We start from the raw sequence: 21,851 nt of genomic DNA, 5'->3' as shown, positions 1-21,851 counted from the left end.
AACCCCCTACCCCCGAGCCCACCATGCCCCTGAGGAGAGAGATATCCATGACCTGCGCTGAACTGCTGATCCGCCTGCTGCGCGACGCCTACAACGTGGACACCGTGTTCGGAATTCCGGGCGTCCATACCATCGAGCTCTACCGCGGCCTAGAAGGCGGTGGCGAGCATGAACACCAGGGCAGCGGCATTCGCCACGTGACGCCACGACACGAGCAGGGCGCCGGCTTCATGGCGGACGGCTACGCTCGCGCCACGGGCAAGCCCGGTGTCTGCTTCATCATCACCGGCCCCGGGATGACCAATATCGCCACCGCCATGGGCCAGGCCCTGGCGGACTCGATACCGATGCTGGTGATCTCCAGCGTCAATCGCCGTGACACCCTGGGTCGTGGCCAGGGGCGCCTGCACGAGCTACCGGGGCAGCGCGAGCTGATGGCCGGGGTCTCTCGCTTCAGCCACACCCTGCTCGACCCGGAGGGTCTCGGAGAAGCCCTGGCCCGTGCCTTTGCGGTGTTCGACGGAGCCCGCCCGGGCCCCGTGCATATCGAGATCCCCATCGATCTGTTCGATGCGCCGGTCAGCGCCCCACGCCACCTTCGCCGCAGCGTGCTGAGCAAGTCCGCCCCGGACCCGCACGCCCTCGAGCAGGCCCGGAGCTGGCTCAGCGAGGCCGAGCGCCCCCTGGTGCTGCTGGGGGGTGGCTGCGTCGGCGCTCCTCAGGCGGCCCGCCGTCTGGTCGAGCTGCTCGATGCCCCCACCGTCACCACCATCAACGCCAAGGGGCTGCTCGGCCGCGACCATCCGCTGGATCTGGGCGCCAACGCCTCGCTGCCGGCGGTACGCCAGCTGGCGCGTGAGGCCGATGTGGTGCTGGCCATCGGCACCGAGATTGGCGAGACCGACTACGATGTGGTGTTCGACGATGGCTTCGAGCTGGGCGGTCGGCTGATCCGTATCGACCTGGACCCCGAGCAGCTGGCGCGCAATCAGCACGCTGATCTGGCGCTGGTGGCCGACGCCGCCTCGAGCATCGAGGCGCTGGCGACGAGCTGCGAGCAGGCGCTGGCCGGCCGCCCCCTGGCACGGGATGGAAGGAACCGTACCCGCGCCGCCCTCGAGTCCCTGGCACTGGCCGAGGACCCGGCCTTCCGCGCTTATGTTCCGCTGTTCGACACACTGCGTGAGTGCCTGCCTGAAGCGATCCTGGTGGGTGACTCCTGCGCCACCACCTACGCGGCCAATCATCTGGTGAGCCAGGATGCCCCGCGGCGTTTCTTCAACGCCTCCACCGGCTACGGCACGCTGGGCTACGGCCTGCCCGCCGCCATGGGGGCGAGCCTCGGCCAGCCCGAACTGCCGGTTGTCGCCCTGGTCGGCGACGGCGGCGTGATGTTCACCCTCACCGAGCTGGCCTGCGCGGTGGAGGAGGGCCTGCCGATCATCGTGCTGCTGTGGCACAACCAGGGCTATGAGGAGATCCGCCGTTTCATGGACAATGCCGGGGTCACTCGCCTCGGGGTCGATATTCAGGCGCCGGACTTCCAGACCCTGGCCGCCGGCTTCGGCTGCGCGGCGAGCCGGGTCGGCAATCCCGCAGGCCTGGCACGTGCCCTCGCGCACCGTCCCGAGGACGGCCCGATGCTGATCGAGATCGACGCCGCGGCCTGGTCCGAGGCCGTTGCCTGACCGCCTCACCCTCCAGCATGGTGCCGAGACAACCGGGAGCCTTTGCATGCAACACCTGATTCAGCAGTTCATCGACAATCAATGGATCGAGAGCCGAGGCCAGCGCCGCCTGTCGGTGATGGACCCCTATCGCCAGACCCGGATCGCCGAGCTCACCGCCGGCGACAGCGCCGATGTGGACGCCGCCGTGCAGGCAGCACGTGCGGCCCTGCCCGGCTGGCAGGCGCTGGGTGGCGTCCGCCGCGGGGCCTACCTCGCGGCCTTTGCCGACGCCCTGGAGGCCCGCCGGGAACGCCTTTTGCGGTGCGCGTCGACCAACAACGGCAAGACACTGGCCGAGGCCGCCATCGATTTGGGTGATGCCATCGCCTGCTACCGCTACTACGCCGGCCAGGCGAAGGCACTCGAGCAGCGACAGGGGCGCCGGATCGAGCACGACATGGCGGGTATCGAGGCGCGGGTCTTCGAGGACCCCGCCGGGGTGGTCGGCCTGATCACTCCCTGGAACTTCCCGCTGGTCACCAGTGCCTGGAAGATTGCCCCGGCACTGGCCGCCGGCTGTACGGTGGTCTTCAAGCCCTCCGAGGTCACCCCGCTGCCGGAGGTCGTGCTCGCCGAGATCGCCCTGGAGGTCGGCCTGCCCGCCGGGGTGCTGAACCTGCTCAATGGTGACGGCGACGGCATCGGTGCGCCGCTGTCCGCCCATCCGGGTGTGGACAAGCTGTCGTTCACCGGCAGCAACGCGGTGGGCGAGAAGGTCATGCAGGCCGCCGCCAACGGCGTGCGCGGCGTATCGCTGGAGCTCGGTGGCAAGTCACCGATCCTGGTGCTCGATGACGCCGAGGTGGAGAGCGCCGCCGACTGGGTGATGGCCGGCATCTACTTCAACTCCGGGCAGATCTGCTCGGCCACCTCCCGGCTGCTCGTCCACGAGTCGCTGGCGAAGCCGCTCTACCAGGCGCTGGCCGAGCGCATCGATGCGCTGACCCTGGGGGATCCTCTGGTCGAGGGCACCGACATGGGGCCGATGACCAGTGCCCGCCAGCGCGAGGCGGTGGAGCGCTACCTCGAGATCGCCAGGGCCGAAGGGCTGGTGGCGGTCCGCGACGGCCGCCATCGCGACCTGCCCGACCAGGGTGAGTTCGTCGCCCCGACGCTCTATCGCGACGTGCCGACCAGCAGCCGCCTGTGGCGTGAGGAGATCTTCGGGCCGGTGCTGTGTGCCCGCAGCGTGACCAGCGAGGCCGAGGCGATCGAGCTGGCCAACGACTCGCCCTTCGGGCTCGCCGCCACGGTCATCTCGGGAGACAACGAGCGTGCCCGCCGGGTAGGACGCGCCCTGCGCGCCGGCAGCATCTGGTTCAACAGCGAGCAGCTGGTGATGCCCGAGGCCAGCTGGGGTGGCTTCGGGATCAGCGGCATCGGTCGAGAGCTGGGGCCCTGGGGGCTGGCCGGTTATCTGGAGGTCAAGCACCTGATCGGCCCCGAGGGCTGACGCCCTCGCCGATACCCTTGTCGATACCTTCGCCGATACCAGCGACGCCCCGGCCCTGCGGTCGGGGCGTTCGCGTCGATGGCCAGCGTGCCCTCCCATCAAGGCGCCGCCGTTGGGTCTGGCAGCGGCTCTGGCCTCAAGGGCAGCGTCCGAGACTTAAGCCGCGTCGAGCTTTGCTGTAAGATACCGCGCCTTTGTCCAGGTCGCCCCTTCCCTGCGGCCGTGAGCGCACCCTGTTACAGCATCCTCGAGGCATCATGAGCGACTTCACCCCCGGTCAGCGTTGGATCAGCGACGGCGAGGCCGAACTCGGCCTAGGCACCATCCTCAACTGTGACCCGCGCAGCGTGACCGTGCTGTTCGGCGCCAGCCAGGAAACCCGCACCTACAGCAGCCGCCAGGCCCCGCTGACGCGCGTGGCCTTCGGCAGCGGCGACCGCATCCGCGCCGCCGAAGGCTGGACGCTGACCGTCGATGACACCAAGGAGGTCGGCGGCCTGATCGTCTATATCGGCGAGGACGAACAGGGTGAACTCACCGAGCTTTCCGAGGCGCGCCTGGCCGACAGCATGCAGTTCGATCAGGCCCGCGACCGCCTGCTCACCGGCCAGGTCAACCGCAACGACTGGTTCGACCTGCGCTTTCGCACCCTGCACCACTACCATCGTGTGGAGCAGAACCCGGCGCTGGGCCTCTCCGGTCCGCGCATCGACCTGATCCCCCACCAGCTCTATATCGCCGACGAGGTGTCGCGCCGTCACGCCCCGCGGGTGCTGCTGGCCGACGAGGTGGGCCTGGGCAAGACCATCGAGGCGGGGCTGATCCTGCACCGCCTGCTGCTCACCGGCCGCGCCGAGCGCGCCCTGATCCTGGTCCCGGACAGCCTGACCCATCAGTGGCTGGTGGAGCTGCTGCGCCGCTTCGCCCTCGAGGTGACCCTGCTCGACGAGCAGCAGAGCCAGGCCCATGGCGACACCAACCCGTTCGAGGCCGGCCAGCTGATCCTGGCCAGCCAGGACTGGCTGTTCGCCAATCCTCACCGTCAGGCTCAGGCCCAGGCCTGCACCTGGGACCTGCTGATCGTCGACGAGGCCCATCACCTCGACTGGAGCGCGGAGCAGGTCGGCACCGGCTACGCCTGCGTGGAACGGCTGGCCGCCGAGAGCGAGGGCCTGCTGCTGCTGACCGCTACCCCGGAGCAGATGGGCATCGAGAGCCACTTCGCCCGCCTGCGCCTGCTCGACCCGGGTCGCTATCACAGCCTGGCGGCCTTCCGTGAGGAGGAGACCCACTATGTGGCGGTGGCCGAGGCGATCGACGCCCTGGAGCGCCTGCCCGGCGGCGACGAGGAGCGCGAGCGGGTCGCCGCGGTGATCGACGAACCCGACAGCCTGGCACTGCTTGCCACCCTGGCCAATCCCGAGGCCGACGCCACCCAACGCGATGCCGCTCGCGACCAGCTCCGCGACCAGCTGCTCGACCGTCACGGCACCGGCCGGGTGATGTTTCGCAACAGCCGGCGCCACGTGGGGGGCTTCCCCGAGCGCCGTCTGCATGTGACGGAGCTTGCCCCCCCGGCCGCCTATCGGCGCGTGCTGCGCAAGCTGGGCCGCGACGAGGAGTACCTCGACGACCTGCTGATCGAGACCGGCCTCGACCACCCCGAGGTGCTGATCTACCTGGACGCCATGTACCGCGCCCTCTCCGACGATCCGCTCAACGGCGAGCCCTGGTGGCAGATCGACCCGCGGGTCAACTGGCTGCTGGAGCGCCTGGCCGATGACGGCGAAGGCGGGCTGGCCGGTGACAAGGTGCTGGTGATAGCCCACGAACGGGAGACCGCCGAGGGCCTGGCCGAGGCCCTGCGCGTGCTGGGTGGTTACCATGCCCCGGTGTTCCACGAAGGGCTCTCGCTGGTGGAGCGCGACCGCGCCGCCGCCGCCTTCGCCGACGAGGAGGAGGGCTGCCAGGTGCTGGTGTGCTCCGAAATCGGCTCCGAGGGGCGTAACTTCCAGTTCTGCCGCCACCTGGTGATGTTCGACCTGCCGCTGCACCCCGACCAGCTGGAGCAGCGCATCGGCCGCCTGGATCGTATCGGCCAGCGCCACGCCATCGAGATTCACGTGCCGGTCTTCGAGGCCAGTCCCGGCGAGAAGCTGCTGCGCTGGTACCGCGACGGCATGGACGCGTTCAGCGCGCCCCACGGCATCGGCAGCGAGATCTTCGATGCCTTCGGCGACCCCCTGGCCGATGCCCTGCTCGACGACGACTCCCTCGAGGAGGTCATCGAGGAGACCCGGGCGCTGTTCGAGAGCCGCCTGGCCGAGCGCGATGCCGGTCGCAACCGCCTGCTGGAGCTCAACGCCTGCCGGCACGAGCGTGCCGAGGCGGTGGCCGCGGCGATCGGCGAGCTGGATGAGGACCGCGCCCTGCGCCGCTATCTGGACCTTGCCCTGGATATCTTCGGCGTCGACAACCAGGACCTGGGTGGCGATATCCAGCACCTGGTGGCCGGCCCGCAGATGCTCGACGGCCTGCCGGGGCTGGCCAAGGGCGAGGAGGGCTTCTCCGCCACCCTCTCGCGCTCGCGGGCGCTGGCCCGTGACGATGTCCAGCGACTCTCCTGGGAGCATCCGGTGGTGCGCGAGATGATGGGGCGCATCCTCGACGGCAGCATGGGCAATACCGCGCTGGCGCTGCTCCGGCATCCGTCACTGCCGCCCGGTCGGGTGATGGTGGAGCTGATCTATCGCACCCACTGCCCGGCCCCAAGGAAGCTGCATCTCAACCGCTTCCTGCCGCCCACCGCGGTGCGCGTGCTGCTGGATGAGTCCGGCGCCAACCTGACCGACAAGATCTCCTTCACGGGGCTCTCGAAGAACCTGCAGAAGGTCAAGAAGGCGATGGCTCGGGATCTGATCCGCAGCCGCCTGGAGGTGCTGCGCGAGCTGCTCGACCGAGGCGAGGGGGAAGCGGCTCGCGAGCTGCCCTCCATCGTCGAGGCCGCCCAGGGTCGCATGCGCGAGGAGCTTGACGGAGAGCTGGCGCGGCTGACCGCCCTGGCACGGCGTAACCCGGCGGTTCGCGAGGAGGAGCTGGCCGCGCTACGCGACGAGCGCGCCGCCCTGGACGAGGCCATCGAGGGGGCGCGGCTGCGCCTGGACGCGGTGCGGGTCATCGTGACGGTGGGGGAAGAAACCCGCTAGGCCAGGATGTCGGCCAGGGCCTCCTCCAGCGTCTCGAACCGGAACTCGAAGCCGGCCTCGAGGAGCCGGGCCGGGCGCATATCGGCGCCGGTCAACAGCAGTCGCGCCATCTCGCCGAAGGCGGTCTGAAGCACGATGGCGGGCACCGGGAAGATCGCCGGACGCTTCAGCTGGCCGGCCAGGGCGCGGGTGAACTCGGCGTTGGTGACCGGGTGCGGGGCGCTGCCGTTGAAGGCCCCCTCCAGCTCATCACGTTCGATCAGGAAGAGAATGGCGCGCACCAGATCCTCGCGGTGGATCCAGGGCATGTACTGCCTGCCGCTGCCGAAGCGCCCGCCCAGCCCCAGCCTGAAGGGGGGCAGCATCTTGGCCAGGCTGCCGCCACCCTGGTCCAGCACCAGGCCGGTACGCAGCAGGGCGACCCGCACTCCAAACGCCTCGGCCTCAAGGGCGGCTTCCTCCCAGCGACGACAGAGACGGTGGGCGAACTCATCGTGGGGTGGGGTCTTCTCGGTCACTTCACGATCGCCCTGGTCGCCGTAATAGCCCATCGCCGACCCCGACACCATGACGCGAGGTACCCGGGTGTCGGTCTGTTGCAGCTGCTCACAGAGCCCCACCAGTTCACGGGTGGCGTTGAGGCGCGAGTCGATCAGCTTCTCCTTCTGGTCGTGACTCCAGCGTTTGGCGGCGATCGGCTCGCCCGCCAGATTGACCAGGACGTCGGGGGGGGCATCGACGAAGTCCAGCGCCGAGCGGCGTATATCCACCGTATCGGGCAGGCGGCCTCGCGCCGACTCGGGATCTCGCGAGACCACCTGCACCCGGTGCCCCGCTTCGGTCAGCCGCTGGCACAGTCGCTGGCCCACGAACCCACTTCCTCCGGTAATCAGCACGCGCATCCGAACCTCCTGATAAGCCGTGATGAGTTATACAGCTGTTGTACACTTCTGCTAGTCTAGCGGAAAACCAGCTTGCGAGGGTGTCATGACCCAGCCCCAGAACCATACCGCCATCATCGGCGCCGGCATCGCCGGCCTGGCCTGCGCCAGGTCGCTCGCCGCCGCCGGCCGGCCGGTGACCCTGTTCGACAAGGGGCGCGGCCCCGGCGGGCGACTGTCGAGCCGCCACCTGCCCCAGGCGACCCTGGACCTCGGCGCCCAGTTCCTCAGCGTGCGCGACGCCACCTTCGCCGCGGCCGTGGAGGAGTGGCTGGAAGCGGGCTGCCTGGCCGAATGGCCCACCTCGCTATGGTCCGCCACCGATGACGGCTGGCAGCGCCATCGAGACGATCTGCGCCGACTGTGCGGCACTCCGTGCATGAGCGCGCTGACTCGTCATCTGGCAACGGGGCTCGAGCTTCACGCCAGGACCCGCATCGAACGCCTCGAACGCGATTCCCGAGAGTGGTGGCTGGTGGACGCCAAAGGCGGGCGCCACGGCCCCTTCACCCAGGTGGTGATCGCCATCCCCTCGGCCCAGGCCAGGGCACTGGTGGCGCCCCACGATACGGCTCTGGCCGCGGCCTGCGCGGCGGTGATCCAGCGCCCCTGCTGGACCGCCTGGGTGCTGTTCGATGCCCCGCTGCCCACGCTGCCCGGCGTCGACGATGACTGGCAGGCGGTGCGCCTGCATGCGCCGGCGCTGCGCTTCGCGGTACGCAACCACCTCAAGCCCGGACGCGGCGACCAGGGCGAGGGCCTTACCCTGCTCGCCAATCTCGAATGGAGCAAGGCACGCCTCGAGGACGGCCCCGAAACCATCGCCGAGGCACTGCTCAACGCCTTCCAGCGCGGCCTGCCCGGTGATATCACCCTGCCCGAGCCCAGTGCCATGGGCGCTCACCGCTGGCGCTACGCACAGCCCGATGTCTTCGCCTCGGGCGAGGCGGTCAACGTCGACTACCGTCTAGCCCGCAACGGCCTGGCGCTGTGCGGCGACGGCTGGCGCGGGCCGCGCATCGAGGACGCCTGGCTCTCCGGCCACCACCTCGGCGATGCCCTGACAGGAGGATCATCCGCAACATGAACGAGCCGATCCAGCACGGCGGCGACACCCCGCTCTATCCGATTCGCGAGGTGTCGAGGCTTACCGGCGTCAATTCCGTGACCCTGCGCGCCTGGGAGCGCCGCTACGCCCTGATCAAGCCGCGTCGCACGCCGAAGGGGCATCGTCTCTATGCCCACGAGGATATCGAACGGATCGAGGAGATTCTGCAGTGGCTTAACCGCGGCGTTCCGGTCAGCCAGGTGCGCGAACTGCTCGATCGCCCCGCGCTCGCCGAACCCGAAGCGCCACTCCCCGACCCCAGCGACTGGAACGCCCAGCGTCGCCGCCTGGTCGACGCCGTGGAGGCCGTGGACCTCGCTCTCCTGGATGGCCTTTACAACCAGGCACTGGCGCTCTACCCGGTGGCCACCTGCGTCAACGAGCTGTGGGCTCCGGCACTTCGGGAGCTGGAGGAGCGCTGGGGTGACGAACGCCTTGGCAACATCCTGCAGCGCCACATGCTGGAGTCCTTCCTGCGATCACGCATCGGCATGCGTCTCTATCACAGCAATGCCCAACACACAGGGCCAACCCTGCTGGCCATGCCCCTGCCCGACGACCCCGGGACCCTGTGGCTGCTGCTCGCCACCCTGCTGGCTGGCGACCGCGGCCTGAATGTGACGCTGATTGATGCTGCGCCCCCCCTGGGTGAACTGCCTTTGGCGGTGGAGCGTCTGGGCGCCAGCGGTGTACTGCTGGCCGGCAGCCACGCCGGGCGCACTGACCTGATTCGTCGCCAGCTGCCGCGTCTGGCAGAACAGCTCGAGGTCCCACTGGGACTGTGCGGCCCGGTGGCACGTATCCGCCAGGCCGAACTCGACGACAGTGGTGTGGCGGCTCTGGGTGACGACCTCATCGAGGCGATCACACGCCTGCAGGCCCTGCTGCCCACCACCTGATGGAGCCGATATGCCCCCGACCCTGATGTGGTTTCGTAGCGACCTGCGTGTCCATGACAACCGTGCCCTGGCCGCCGCCGCACACCGCGGCCCGGTGATCGCCGTCTACCTGCGCGCCCTGCCCCACTGGCAACGCCACGGCCATGGCGCCAACCAGCTCGACTTCCGCGCCCGCGGCGTGGCGGCCCTCGAGACGGCGCTGCGAGGCCTGGGCATCCCGCTGCTGCATCGCGATATCGACGACTTCGACGAGGCCCCGGAATCGCTGCTGACCATCGCCCGCGAGACCGGCGCCGGCAGAGTGCACTTCAATCGCGAGTACCCGGTGGATGAGCTCGCCAGGGACGCCGCGGTGATCGATGTCTTCCAGGCGGCGGGCCTCGAGGCACAAGGCCATCACGATGCCGTGGCCTTCGCCCCGGGAGAGCTGCTCACCGGCAAGGGCGACTACTACGGGGTCTTCACCCCCTTCGCACGGGCCTGGCACCGCCAGCTGAGCGCGGAGCGCCTGGCGCTGGCAGACACCCCGCCCCCCCAGGCATCCATCGGTATCGAGAGCGACCCGCTGCCCGCTCTTCCGACGCTCGCGGACAGCCCCATCGATGGCCGCCAGTGGCCGGCCGGTGAGGAGGCCGCCGCGGATCGCCTGGAGCGCTTCCTGCGCTTCCGTGCTCGCCACTATGCCAACCAGCGCGACTTCCCGGCGATTCGCGGCACCAGCGAGCTTTCACCCTACCTGGCACTGGGCATGATCTCCTGGCGCCAGTGTCTTCAGGCGGTGCTCGCCGAGAATGACGGCAGCCTGGCCGAGGGCGATGCGGGCCTGACCGCCTGGGTCAATGAGCTGGTGTGGCGCGAGTTCTACCGTCATGTGGCGGTGGGCTTTCCTCGTGTATGCCGGCATCGTGCCTTCCAGCGCCATACCGAGGGGCTCGCCTGGCGCGATGATGACGCTGGCTTTCGCGCCTGGTGCGAGGGCCGCACCGGCTACCCCATCGTCGATGCCGCCATGCGCCAGCTGGTCGCCACCGGCTGGATGCACAACCGCCTGCGCATGATCACCGCCATGTTCCTGAGCAAGCACCTGCTGATCGATTGGCGCCGCGGCGAGGCCTTCTTCCTGCGCCACCTGGTGGATGGGGAGTTCTGCGCCAACAACGGCGGCTGGCAGTGGGCCGCCTCCACCGGCACCGATGCAGCACCCTACTTCCGTATCTTCAATCCCACCACCCAGTCCAAGCGCTTCGACCCCGACGGCACCTTCCTGGCCGAGTGGCTGCCGGAGCTGGCCGAGCTGCCTGCCAAGGTACGCCATGCCCCGCCCCGTGACCTGCTCGGCGGCAGCGGCTACCCCTCTCCCATCGTCGACCACAAGGCGGCGCGCATTCGCGCGCTGGAGGCCTTCAAGGCACTCAAGGCCGACTGAACCAAGGTGTGCCCGATGTCAGCCGACCCTCAGCTGGAGGCCTTCTGCGCCTTCTTTAAAAATCTAGACAAGAGCTGTACAAACAGATTGAGCGAATTCTATACTCAGGACGTCATCTTTCACGACCCGCTTCACCATATCGAGGGTATAGAGGCACTCGAGCGCTACTTCTCTGCCTTGTACAGAAATGTCACCAAATGCCGATTCCGCTTTCACAGTCGGCAGCGCCTGGATCGGGAGGCCTTCGTCACCTGGACCATGTACCTGGTGCACCCCCGTCTGGAGAGCGGACGAGAGATTACAGTGGAAGGGTGCTCTCACCTCGCCTTCGCGGAAGATGACAGCGGACGGATCGCCCGCCATCGCGACTACTTCGATGCCGGTGAACTGCTCTATGAACGGCTCCCCCTGCTGGGCGGTGCCATCCGACTGATCAAGCGCCAGCTCGACGCCTGAGGACAACGGCCCCGGGCATGGCAACCACCCCCGGAGGCCCCATGTTCGACTCCCAGCGCATCTGGATCACCGGCGCCAGCTCGGGTATCGGCCGCGCCCTGGCCGAACGCCTGCTGGCGCGAGGCGATCGCGTGGCACTCAGCGGCCGCAATACGGCTGCCCTCGAGGAGCTGGCCGCCGGCCGCGCCAACGCCCTGGTACTGCCGCTGGATGTGACTGACCGTGGGGCGGTACGCGACGCCAGTCGGCAACTGGCGGCCGCCCTGGGCGGCCTCGACCTGGTGATTCTCAATGCCGGCACCTGCGAATATCTCGATGCCCGACACTTCGACGTCGACCTGGTGGAGCGAGTCTTCGCCGCCAACTTCCACGGCGCCCTCCACTGCATCGATGCCGCCCTGCCACTGCTGCGCCGCGCCCGCATCGAGGGCGGGAATCCGCTGCTCGCCGCCACGTCGAGTGCCGCGGCCTACCTGCCCCTGCCCCGGGCCGAGGCCTACGGTGCCTCCAAGGCCGCGCTGAGCCACTTCCTGGAGTCGTTGCGTCTGGACCTGGCCGACGAGGGAATCGACGTCAGCCTTATCCACCCTGGTTTCGTGCGCACGCCACTTACCGACCGCAATGACTTCCCGATGCCCATGCGGGTGGAGGTCGACCAGGCCGCCGAAGCGATCCTCGAGGGTATCGCTCGCCGTCGCCTGGACATTCACTTCCCACGGCGCTTTACCCTGCTCGTCAAACTGATGGGCATCCTGCCGGCGCCCCTGCGCTATCGGCTGGGGCGGCGCATGACGCGGTCCGATGCCGCCACGGAGAACGCCCGATGAACACTAGACTCTCCCACCCCACGCCCAGCCGACGTATCGCCGTGGTGGGGAGTGGCATCGCCGGCATGGCCGCCGCCTGGTACCTGTCAGGCCGCCACGAGGTAACGCTCTTCGAGGCCGATGCACGCCTGGGCGGCCATACCGCCACCGTGGATGTGGAACTCGAGGGCCGCCATTACGCCATCGACACCGGTTTCATCGTCTTCAACGACTGGACCTATCCGCACTTCCAACGCCTGATGCAGCGTCTCGGCATATTGTCCCAGCCCACCGAGATGAGCTTTTCGGTGCATGAGACGACCCGCGACTTCGAGTATAACGGCCATACCCTGGCCAGCCTGTTCGCTCAGCGGCGCAACCTGCTGCGCCCCAGTTTCTACGGTCTGCTGCGCGAGATCCTGCGCTTCAACCACGAGGCGATCCGGGCCATGGATGAGGGCGCACTCGATCCCGCTCTGACTCTGGGCACATGGCTGGAGGCGCACGGTTTCGGTGCCGCCTTCCAGAAACGCTACCTGCTGCCCATGGGAGCGGCGATCTGGTCGGCGAGCCTGAATGATCTGCGCGACTTTCCGCTGCAGTTCTTCGTGCGCTTCTTCCGCCACCACGGCCTGCTTTCGATCAACCACAGACCGCAGTGGTACACCCTGGTCGGCGGATCGCGCAGCTATATTCCGCTGCTCACCGCGCCCTACGCCGGCCGCATTCGCCTGTCGACACCGGTGCGCGGCATTCGACGGCTGGGTGACGGCGTGGTGGTGCGCAGCGCCCTCGGCGTCGAACACTTCGACGAGGTGGTGATGGCCTGCCACGCCGACCAGGCCCTGGCGCTGCTGGAGGATCCCAGCCCCGTCGAGCGCGAGGTCCTGGGCGCCCTGACCTACCAGGACAACGAGGTGGTGCTGCATACCGACACCCGCCTGCTGCCCCGCCGCCGCCGCGCCTGGGCGAGCTGGAACTATCGACTGGATGGTCGCGACGAGACGGCACGCGTCTCGGTGACCTACGACATGAATATCCTGCAGCGCCTGGCAGCGCCGCACACCTTCTGCGTCACCCTCAACGACAGCGAGGCGATTGCACCGGAGAAGGTGCTGGGCCGATTCACCTATGCCCACCCACAGTTCACCCTGGCCGGCGAAGCGGCCAAGACCCGCCATGACGAGATCTCCGGCACCGCCTTCCATACCCACTACTGTGGCGCCTACTGGCGCAACGGCTTCCACGAGGACGGGGTCTGGAGCGCCCTGCGCGTGGCTCACGCCCTGGGTGGCGACGAAGCGGGACCAGAGGGAGTCACCAGCCTGCTCGCCCCGGTGGCCGAGGGGGCCGTGAGCGCATGATGGCCAGGCCCCACTCACGCATCTACCGCGGCGAGCTGCGTCATCGGCGCTTCCTGCCGCGCGAGCACGCCTTCACCTACAGGGTGTGGATGGCCTGGCTCGATCTCGACGAGTTGCCTGAACTGTTCGACGGTGTGCCCGGCTTCAGCGCCCGGCGCCCCGCATTGGCTCGCTTCCGCCGCCATGACTATCTTGCCCCCCACGACCGCCCCCTTGAACAGGTGGTACGCAAGGAGATCGCGCACCAGCTGGGCGACGCCCCCGATGGGCGCATCTGCCTGCTCACCCAGCTGCACACCCTGGGAGTAGGCTTCAACCCCATCTCGCTCTACTACGCCTTCGATGCCCGCGGCGAGCTGCGCGCCGTGCTGGGTGAGGTGAGCAACATCCCCTGGGGCGAGCGTACCCGCTACGCCTGTGCTGTGGATCCGAGCCGGCACACCCACAGGGCCGAGTTCACCAAGGCGATGCACGTCTCGCCCTTCAACCCCATGGACATGACCTATCGTTGGCGTTTCAACACCCCCGGCGAGCGGCTGCTGATGCATATGGAGAACTGGCGCGAGGGAGCACGCCACTTCGACGCCACCCTGACCCTCGAGGGTCGACCGGCGACCCGTGGCGTGCTGCTCGCCACCCTGGCACGCCAGCCGTGGATGGGCGCCAAGACCCTGGCCGGCATCCACTTCGAGGCACTGCGCCTGTGGGTCAAGCGGGTGCCGATCCATGACCACCCCGGCCCCGACGCCGACCGTTCGTAAGGAGAGACCGACGTGAACACGCTGCGCTCCGCCAACACCACTCGTCCCCTGACGGACGATGCCGACCGCCTGACACGCTGGCTACGACCGCGTCTGCTGGCCCAACTGGACCGCCTTGAGGGTGGCCAGATCACACTGATCGAAGGACATCGTCGCCACTATCTGGGCCAGGGCGGGCCACTTGTCGCCAACCTGGTGGTGCGCGACAGCCGGGCCTGGAGGCGCCTGGCGCTGGGCGGCACCGTGGGGGCCGCGGAGGCCTACATGGATGGCGACTGGGATACCGATGACCTGGTCACGCTGGTACGCCTGTGCGCCGCCAACCTGGAGCGGGTCAACGGCGAGATCGAGAACGGCTCCGCCCGTCTGGGGCGCTGGCTACTGACCGCCCTCTACCGCCTGCAGCGCAACAGCCTGTCGGGTTCACGACGCAATATCTCGGCCCACTACGACATCGGCAACGAACTGTTTGCCACCTTCCTCGACCACGAACACCGCATGTACTCCAGCGCCGTCTTCCCCCACTCCGAGGCGAGCCTGGAGGAGGCCTCTACCCACAAGCTGGACCTCATGCTGGAGCGGCTGGATGTGCGCCCCGACCACCACCTGCTCGAGATCGGTACCGGCTGGGGCGGACTCGCCATCCATGCGGCCAGGACCCGCGGCTGCCGAGTCACCACCACCACCATCTCCGAGGAGCAGTACGCCTACACCGCACGACGCATCGCCGACGAAGGGCTGGAGGACCGCATCACCCTGCTCAAGCAGGACTACCGAGAGCTCGAGGGCCAGTACGACCGGCTGATCTCGGTGGAGATGATCGAGGCGGTGGGCCATCAGTATCTGGAGACCTACCTGGCCACCCTGGACCGGCTGCTCACCGACGACGGCCTGGCGATGCTGCAGGCGATCACCATCCGCGACCAGCGTTTCGAGGCTGCCAAGCGCGAGATGGACTTCATCAAGCGCCATATCTTTCCCGGCGGCTTCCTGCCCTCTCACCACGCCATCCTGCAAGGGGTGACGCGAAGCACCTCGCTCAATGTACTGGCCCTGAACGAGATAGGTCCGCACTATGCGCGCACCCTGCGTGAATGGCGCCAGCGCTTCGAGGCCAGCCTGGAGACCATACGCAACCTGGGCTACGACGAACGCTTCATTCGCATGTGGCGCTACTATCTGTGCTACTGCGAAGGGGGCTTCCTCGAGCGCACCATCGGCACCTGCCACCTGCTGCTGGCCAAGCCCGGCGCCCGCCCGACCCCACTCACCGGCATCCTGGCCGATGCCTGAGCCGGCACTGGACCGGCGACGCTCGACACCCCGCCTGCTGGCCAACCTGCTGGCTTTCGAGGCGGGCTGGCTGGCCTGCGTGCTGGGCGGCAGCCTGTTGGGCGGGACTATGGCCATTGTGATTCTCATCGCCCATCTACGCTGGCAGGCCTGGCCCGGGGAGTGGCGCTGGCTGCTCGGCTTTATCCTGCTCGGCCTGGCCGTCGACGGTGGCCTGACCCGGGTCGGCGGCTTCGACTTTGGCGACTCGCGCCTGGCCCTGGGGCTGCTACCGGCCTGGCTGTGGCTACTGTGGCCACTGTTCGCCACCCTGCTGCATCACTCCCTGGCCTGGCTGTGGTCGCGACCTCGGCTCGCCGTCCTGGGCGGGGCCGTCGGTGGTCCGCTCTCCTACTACGCCGGCGCCAAGCTTGCCGAAGTCTCCCTCGCTCCCTGGCTGCTGCCTGCCCAGGCTGTTATCTGGGCCGGCCTCTGCCTGTGGCTATGCCGGCGACTGGGCGGCCACCCCACCCCCGGGCAGTGAACTCCTGAACGCTCGGACCACGTGCATTCACCTTTCACGGGCAGTAGACTACGCCTCTAATAACATTCGACTCTCGGAATGACTCTGTGACCAAGCAACACTCCTTCAACCGCGACGAACTGCTGGCCTGTTCGCGAGGCGAGCTGTTCGGCCCCGGCAACGCCCAGCTGCCGGCCCCCAACATGCTGATGCTCGATCGCATCATCTCGATCACCGAGGATGGCGGGGAGCATGGCAAGGGCGAGCTGATCGCCGAGCTCGATATCCACCCCGACCTGTGGTTCTTCGACTGCCACTTCCCCGGAGATCCGGTCATGCCCGGCTGCCTGGGCCTGGATGCCATGTGGCAGCTGGTGGGCTTCTATCTGGGCTGGCTCGGCCACCCCGGCCGCGGTCGTGCCCTGGGCTGCGGAGAGGTGAAGTTCACCGGCCAGATTCTGCCCGATGCCCAGAGGGTCACCTACCGGATCAATATCAAGCGCATCATCACCCGGCGCTTGATTCTCGGCATGGCCGACGGCACTGTTTCCGTCGACGGCCGCGATATCTACCAGGCCAACGACCTGCGCGTCGGCCTTTTCACCTCCACCGCGAACTTCTGACCAGGAGGTTTCCATGCGACGAGTGGTAGTCACCGGCCTGGGCATCGTCTCCTGCCTGGGCAACGACAAGCAGCAGGTTCTGGAGGCACTCAAGGAAGGGCGCTCCGGTATTCGCTTCAAGGAGGAGTACGCCGAGCGCGGATTCCGTAGTCATGTGGCCGGCGTGGTCGATATCGACCTCGATGCCCTGATCGATCGCAAGCAGCGTCGCTTCATGGGTGATGCCGCCGCCTACGCCTATGTCAGCATGGCCCAGGCCATCGAGGACGCGGGGCTGACGCCGGAACAGGTATCCAATGAACGCACCGGCCTGATCGCCGGCTCCGGTGGCGCCTCCAGCGCCAACCAGGTGGAGGCCGCCGACGTCATGCGCGAGAAGGGCCTGCGCCGCGTGGGCCCGTACCGGGTCACCCGCACCATGGGCAGCACCGTCTCGGCCTGCCTGGCGACGCCGTTCAAGATCAAGGGCATCAACTACTCCATCTCCTCTGCCTGCGCCACCTCCGTGCACTGCATCGGCAACGCCGTGGAGCAGATCCAGATGGGCAAGCAGGATGTGGTCTTTGCCGGCGGCGGCGAGGAGGAGCACTGGACCCTCTCCTGCCTGTTCGACGCCATGGGTGCCCTCTCCACCCAGTACAACGATACGCCGGAAAAGGCCTCACGCCCCTATGACCAGGCCCGCGATGGCTTCGTCATCGCCGGCGGTGGCGGCATGCTGGTGCTCGAGGAGCTCGAGCATGCGCGTGCCCGGGGCGCCAAGATCTATGCCGAGGTGACCGGTTACGGCGCCAACTCCGATGGTCACGACATGGTTGCCCCCTCCGGCGAGGGAGCCGTGCGCTGCATGCGTCAGGCCATGGCCACCGTCGACGGCAAGATCGACTATATCAACACCCACGGCACCTCGACGCCGGTAGGCGATATTTCCGAGCTACGGGCGATCCGTGAGGTATTCGGCGATGCGACCCCGGCGATCAGCTCCACCAAGTCGCTGACCGGTCACTCGCTGGGGGCCACCGGGGTGCAGGAGGCGATCTACTCGCTGCTGATGATGGAGAACGACTTCATCGCCGCCTCGGCCAATATCGAGACCCTCGACGAGCAGGCCGAAGGCGTCGATATCGTGACCCAGCGTCGTGACGGGGTGAAGGTCGAGCGCGTGCTCTCCAACAGCTTCGGTTTCGGCGGCACCAACGCCTGCCTGGTGCTGGAGACCTTCCGCGACTGATGGCACTCAGCCATGCACCGCAACGCAAGACGGCGCCCTCAGGGGCGCCGTCTTGCATTCGTCACTCGCGATGGTGGCATCACGCTCGTAGGGCTTATTACCAGATCAGCCCCGACAGCCAGGCTATCTGTCGCCTCGGGCGTCACACGGCCGAGGCTGCACTATCGGTCACTGGCCTCGGCACCTCGGAGATCTCTTCGAGAGTCGCCTCGATCCACGCCTCCACCTCGAGCAGGACCTCCTCCGGGCTACGCCCCTCGGTGGCGATGGGAGCCCCCACCACCAGCGACAGCCGGCCCGGGTTCTTTACCCAATGGCGCCCTGGCCAGCGCTCGCCGGCATTGTGGGCCACCGGCACCACCGGTACCCCGGCACGGCAGGCAATCACCGCCCCACTCTTGTTGTAGCGCTTGCGGCTGCCCGGGGCGACCCGGGTGCCCTCGGGAAAGATCAGCACCGACAGTCCCTCACCCAGGCGCTGCTTGCCCTGGGTGAGCACCTGCTTGATGGCCCGAGAGGGCCGCGAGCGGTCCAGGGCGATGGGGTGCAGCAGCCGCAGCCCCCAGCCGAAGATCGGCAGATTCAGCAACTCCTTCTTGAGCACCGTGCATACCGGCGGATGCAGCAGCTGCAGGTAGACGGTCTCCCACTCGGACTGATGATTGGCAAGGATCACACAGGGGCCATCGGGCACGTTCTCATGGCCACGAAAGTCATAGCGCACCCCGACGACCAGCCGGAACCAGCTGATGATGAAGTGGTTGTAGAGGTTGAGCAGACGATAGCGAGAGCCGAGCGGCAGGAAGGGCGCCGGCGGCAGAAACAGCACGCCACATACCAGCATGGCGATGAAGTAGCCCAGGTAGAAGATCAGGCTGCGCAGCACGTTCACGATGTGCTCTCCTCCTTGCTGCACGCCGGCGCATTGGCCAGACACCAGGCATCGAGCATATTGCTCAACTCCAGGCGCCAGGGCTTCTGATGGACACCGAAGACTTCCAGCACGCGTCGGCAGTTGAGCACACGGCGCAGTGGATGGTCGTGATGATGATGCAGGGCGCGCAGAGGGCCCAGCTCTCGCTTCTCACCGCGACCCTCGAGTCGGGTGGCCAGCTGGGTGCGCACCACCGAGACAAAGGTGTAGATACTGACCGGCTCGGTACCTGCCAGATGATAGCTACCCCAGGCGCCGGCCCCGCACTGCTGCTGCTGCAGCATGCCGATCAGCGCCATGGCCACCGCATCGGCCGAGGTGGGACAGCAGGTCACATCGACCTCGCCGCGCACCTCACCGCCAACGATCAGTGTATCGATCAGCTCGTTGAGCCAGGCGTGGCTGCCCTCCAGCGCGAACAGCGGCCCCAGCCGCACGATCAGATGGTGAGGGTGCTCGGCTCGGATGCGATCACCGGTAACGACCAGGCGTCGCAGGCTCTCGTCTCGCGGGCGTGGAATGACATGTTCGTCGATGGGCTCGGCGAAGCCATCCTCGTAGAGCTGGTCGGAGACGCACCACACCAGCGGAATATCCGCCTCTCGACACAGCTCCATGCAGCGCTCCACCGCCTCGGCGTGCGCCGTCACCTCCGCCGGCGCGGCGATGATCGGCCGCGACAGCGGCGGAATCACCAGGGCATCCGGCGCCACCTGCGCCAGCCAGTCCGGGTCCAGCGTCAGGCTCTCCTCGATGATCAGCTCGGTATCCGAGCGGCGATTGGCCTCCCGAGCCAGGGCCAGGCTCAGGCAGTGACCGGCATCCAGTACCAGCAGCTTCACTCGCGCACCTCTCTCGCCATGGCGTCAGCGGATCGACGTATCAGAACGGGATCTCGTCATCGAAGTCGTCGAAGCTGCCCGGGTCGGGTGCCCCGAAGTTACCGCCCTGCTGCTGACCGCCAGCCGGCTGGCCACCCTGGGCGGGACGCTGGGGAGGCTGCTGCGGGGGACGCTGGGGCGCTCCACCGCCGAAGCCTCCGCCCTGCTGGGGAGCTCCACCCTGCTGAGGCTGGTTACCATAGCCGCCCTGCTGGGGTTGACCGCCATAACCGCCCTGCTGGGGCTGGCCACCACCATAGCCACCCTGCTGCTGGGCACCGCCGAAGCCACCCCCCTGGAAGTCTCCGCCGCCGGCGCGGCCGTCGAGCATCTGCATGTCATTGACCACGATCTCGGTGGTATAGCGATCCTGACCATCCTGGCCCTGCCACTTGCGGGTCTGCAGGCGTCCCTCGACATAGATCTTGCTGCCTTTCTTGAGGTACTGCTGGGCGATCTCGGCGGTCTTGTTGAACATCACCAGACGGTGCCACTCGGTACGCTCCTGGCGCTGGCCGCTCTGGCGATCCATCCAGGTATCGGTGGTCGCCAGGTTGACATTGGCAACGGCGGTACCGGAGGGGGTGAAGCGAACCTCGGGGTCCTGCCCCAGATTGCCGATGAGGATGACCTTGTTGATGCCACGGGCCATGAGGGACTCCTTGTTTAAAAAAAGTTTTCAAAAAAGTTTTCGGGAAAGTTGTCAGAAAGAGATACAGCAAAGTGTTGTCAAAAAAGAGATGCCATCAATGCACTGTTTCGCGGGCCGGGGTCGCCATCTGGCGTGTCATGCCGGCCGGCGTGGATGAGGGCGCCGTCAGGCACGCTCCCTTCCCGAGTCGATCAGTCTGGCCAGCGCCTCCTCGTCGAGGCGCTGACGATCCACCTTGAGATAGGCCAGGCGCTCCTCGGGGACGACCAGCACATCCTCGACGCCGGCCACCTCGGCAAACTTCGCCATCAGAGTCTCCAGGGCATCATCGCCGTGATCACCGTCGAGTGCCACCACTTCACTGACCAGATGCGGCGGCTGGCGCATGCCCACCATGACCGCGAGCCAGACCGCGGCCAACGCGGCTGCCCCCAGGAAGACCGCCGTCAGCCCCCAGTGCTGGGCCAGGGCGCCACCCAGCACGCCGCCCAGGAAGGCCCCCAGAAACTGGCTGGTCGAGTAGACCCCCATGGCGGTGCCCTTGGCCCCGGCCGGTGCCAGCTTGCTGATCATCGATGGCAGCGTGGCCTCGAGCAGATTGAAGCCAATGAAGTAGGCCAGCAGCCAGGCCAGTAACCCCCAGAGATCGGCGCCGCCCCAGGCCATGCCCAGCAGGCTGACCAGCATCGCCGAGATGGCCAGCAGGCACATCGCCTTCATGCGTCGACGCTTCTCGGCCACCACGACCAGTGGCACCATGCCGATGAAGGCCAGCAGCATCACGCCCAGATAGGCCAGCCCGTGGCGCTCCGAGGGAAGCCCCGCCTCGATCAGCCGGAAGGGTACCGCAACGAAGATCGCCATCAGCACCAGGTGCAGGGCGAAGATGGAGACATCCAGGCGCAGCAGGTCGGGCCGCCTCAGGGTGCGCCCCAGCTGGGCGCGGTCGATGCCCACATCGCGATGGCGCAACCGTCGTGGTGCGGGCGGCACCAGTCGCCACAGCACCGGTAGCCCCATGGCAGCCAGGAGGGCGTTGAACCAGAACACTCCCGAAAGACCGAAGCTGGCGGCCACCAGCGGCCCCAGCACCATGGCCACGGCGAAGGCCACTCCGATGGAGAGGCCGATGGTGGCCATCGCCGCGGTGCGCACCTGCTCGCGTGTCTGGTCGGCCAGCAGCGCCATGATCGCCGCGGCCACCGCACCGCTGCCCTGCAGGCAACGCCCCAGGATGACGCCGCCGATGGTGTTGGCGGCGGCGGCCACCACGCTGCCCAGCACAAACAGCACCAGGCCGGCGGCGATCACCGGCTTGCGCCCAAGTCGATCGGAGAGCAGCCCGAAGGGGATCTGCAGAGCCGCCTGCGTCAGGCCGTAGATGCCCAGCGCCAGCCCCACCAGCAGCGGCGTGGCGCCGGCCAGATCATCGGCATACAGCGCGAGAACCGGCAGCACCATGAACAGGCCGAGCATACGAGTGGCGTAGAGACCGGCCAGGCCGGTGATGGCGCGCCGTTCGGCGGGGAGCAGCAGCCCGGAGACCTTGCGCATAGGCGTAGCGTATCTTCCCTGGAGGGGGCGT

19 protein-coding genes are annotated in these 21,851 nt (G+C 67.8%); 14 read left to right on the top strand and 5 right to left on the bottom strand.

Annotated elements, in window-relative coordinates; all coding sequences use genetic code 11:
* Positions 1-47: 47 nt before the first annotated feature.
* The 3 genes from E0702_RS12025 to rapA all read left to right on the top strand — a co-directional run bounded on the left by E0702_RS12025 (position 48) and on the right by rapA (position 6,389).
* A complete protein-coding gene (locus E0702_RS12025; protein ID WP_132044159.1) occupies positions 48-1,688 on the top strand; it encodes a 5-guanidino-2-oxopentanoate decarboxylase in 1,641 nt (546 codons plus the stop codon).
* Positions 1,689-1,734: 46 nt separating this feature from the next.
* Complete coding sequence (locus E0702_RS12020) at positions 1,735-3,183, top strand: aldehyde dehydrogenase family protein (protein ID WP_132044157.1); 1,449 nt, start codon at positions 1,735-1,737, stop codon at positions 3,181-3,183.
* A gap of 257 nt (positions 3,184-3,440) precedes the next feature.
* On the top strand, positions 3,441-6,389 hold the full coding sequence (gene rapA, locus E0702_RS12015) for an RNA polymerase-associated protein RapA (RefSeq protein ID WP_132044155.1): 2,949 nt from the start codon (positions 3,441-3,443) through the stop codon (positions 6,387-6,389).
* On the opposite strand, the gene E0702_RS12010 is transcribed toward rapA, so the two are convergent.
* A complete protein-coding gene (locus E0702_RS12010; RefSeq protein ID WP_132044153.1) occupies positions 6,386-7,291 on the bottom strand; it encodes a TIGR01777 family oxidoreductase in 906 nt (301 codons plus the stop codon). The genes rapA and E0702_RS12010 overlap by 4 nt on opposite strands.
* An 85-nt stretch (positions 7,292-7,376) precedes the next feature.
* Here E0702_RS12010 and E0702_RS12005 point away from each other — a divergent pair, with 85 nt between their 5' ends.
* The 11 genes from E0702_RS12005 to fabB all read left to right on the top strand — a co-directional run bounded on the left by E0702_RS12005 (position 7,377) and on the right by fabB (position 17,799).
* Positions 7,377-8,417 carry an NAD(P)/FAD-dependent oxidoreductase gene (locus tag E0702_RS12005; RefSeq protein ID WP_132044151.1) on the top strand — a complete coding sequence of 347 codons (1,041 nt, stop codon included), beginning with the start codon at positions 7,377-7,379 and terminating at the stop codon, positions 8,415-8,417.
* Entirely contained in the window at positions 8,414-9,337 is a 924-nt protein-coding gene (locus E0702_RS12000) for a MerR family transcriptional regulator (RefSeq protein WP_132044149.1), read from the top strand. Before E0702_RS12005 ends, E0702_RS12000 begins: the two co-directional genes overlap by 4 nt.
* Before the next feature lie 10 nt (positions 9,338-9,347).
* Positions 9,348-10,763, top strand: a complete 1,416-nt coding sequence (gene phrB, locus E0702_RS11995; RefSeq protein ID WP_132044147.1) for a deoxyribodipyrimidine photo-lyase — start codon at positions 9,348-9,350, stop codon at positions 10,761-10,763.
* 15 nt (positions 10,764-10,778) lie between these two features.
* Complete coding sequence (locus tag E0702_RS11990) at positions 10,779-11,219, top strand: nuclear transport factor 2 family protein (RefSeq protein WP_132044145.1); 441 nt, start codon at positions 10,779-10,781, stop codon at positions 11,217-11,219.
* Between the two features lie 41 nt (positions 11,220-11,260).
* Positions 11,261-12,046, top strand: coding sequence for an SDR family NAD(P)-dependent oxidoreductase (locus E0702_RS11985; RefSeq protein WP_240721729.1), 786 nt, complete (start codon positions 11,261-11,263; stop codon positions 12,044-12,046).
* Entirely contained in the window at positions 12,043-13,389 is a 1,347-nt protein-coding gene (locus E0702_RS11980; protein ID WP_132044141.1) for an NAD(P)/FAD-dependent oxidoreductase, read from the top strand. Before E0702_RS11985 ends, E0702_RS11980 begins: the two co-directional genes overlap by 4 nt.
* A complete protein-coding gene (locus E0702_RS11975; protein ID WP_132044139.1) occupies positions 13,386-14,150 on the top strand; it encodes a DUF1365 domain-containing protein in 765 nt (254 codons plus the stop codon). The genes E0702_RS11980 and E0702_RS11975 overlap by 4 nt, the downstream gene beginning before the upstream one ends.
* Positions 14,151-14,162: 12 nt before the next feature.
* Entirely contained in the window at positions 14,163-15,443 is a 1,281-nt protein-coding gene (locus E0702_RS11970) for an SAM-dependent methyltransferase (protein WP_205741927.1), read from the top strand.
* The gene (locus E0702_RS11965) at positions 15,436-15,966 is read left to right on the top strand and encodes a DUF2878 domain-containing protein (RefSeq protein WP_132044137.1); all 531 of its coding nucleotides are present in this window, start codon (positions 15,436-15,438) and stop codon (positions 15,964-15,966) included. The genes E0702_RS11970 and E0702_RS11965 overlap by 8 nt, the downstream gene beginning before the upstream one ends.
* An 86-nt stretch (positions 15,967-16,052) precedes the next feature.
* A complete protein-coding gene (gene fabA / locus E0702_RS11960; RefSeq protein ID WP_132044135.1) occupies positions 16,053-16,568 on the top strand; it encodes a 3-hydroxyacyl-[acyl-carrier-protein] dehydratase FabA in 516 nt (171 codons plus the stop codon).
* A 13-nt stretch (positions 16,569-16,581) separates the two neighbouring features.
* Positions 16,582-17,799, top strand: coding sequence for a beta-ketoacyl-ACP synthase I (gene fabB, locus E0702_RS11955; RefSeq protein ID WP_132044133.1), 1,218 nt, complete (start codon positions 16,582-16,584; stop codon positions 17,797-17,799).
* Between the two features lie 142 nt (positions 17,800-17,941).
* On the opposite strand, the gene E0702_RS11950 is transcribed toward fabB, so the two are convergent.
* From E0702_RS11950 to E0702_RS11935, 4 genes are all read right to left on the bottom strand, one after another.
* Positions 17,942-18,691 carry a lysophospholipid acyltransferase family protein gene (locus tag E0702_RS11950; RefSeq protein ID WP_205741926.1) on the bottom strand — a complete coding sequence of 250 codons (750 nt, stop codon included), beginning with the start codon at positions 18,689-18,691 and terminating at the stop codon, positions 17,942-17,944.
* Positions 18,688-19,575, bottom strand: a complete 888-nt coding sequence (locus tag E0702_RS11945) for a sugar nucleotide-binding protein (RefSeq protein WP_132044131.1) — start codon at positions 19,573-19,575, stop codon at positions 18,688-18,690. The genes E0702_RS11950 and E0702_RS11945 overlap by 4 nt, the downstream gene beginning before the upstream one ends.
* Before the next feature lie 40 nt (positions 19,576-19,615).
* Positions 19,616-20,266: a single-stranded DNA-binding protein gene (gene ssb, locus E0702_RS11940; RefSeq protein ID WP_132044129.1), complete on the bottom strand. Its 651-nt coding sequence runs from the start codon at positions 20,264-20,266 to the stop codon at positions 19,616-19,618.
* A 165-nt stretch (positions 20,267-20,431) separates the two neighbouring features.
* A complete protein-coding gene (locus E0702_RS11935; protein ID WP_132044127.1) occupies positions 20,432-21,820 on the bottom strand; it encodes an MFS transporter in 1,389 nt (462 codons plus the stop codon).
* Between the last annotated feature and the right edge of the window lie 31 nt (positions 21,821-21,851).

Origin of the sequence: Halomonas marinisediminis, assembly GCF_004347715.1 — a bacterium.
Classification (GTDB): domain Bacteria; phylum Pseudomonadota; class Gammaproteobacteria; order Pseudomonadales; family Halomonadaceae; genus Halomonas; species Halomonas icarae.
This window is presented reverse-complemented; position numbering and strand designations above follow the sequence as displayed.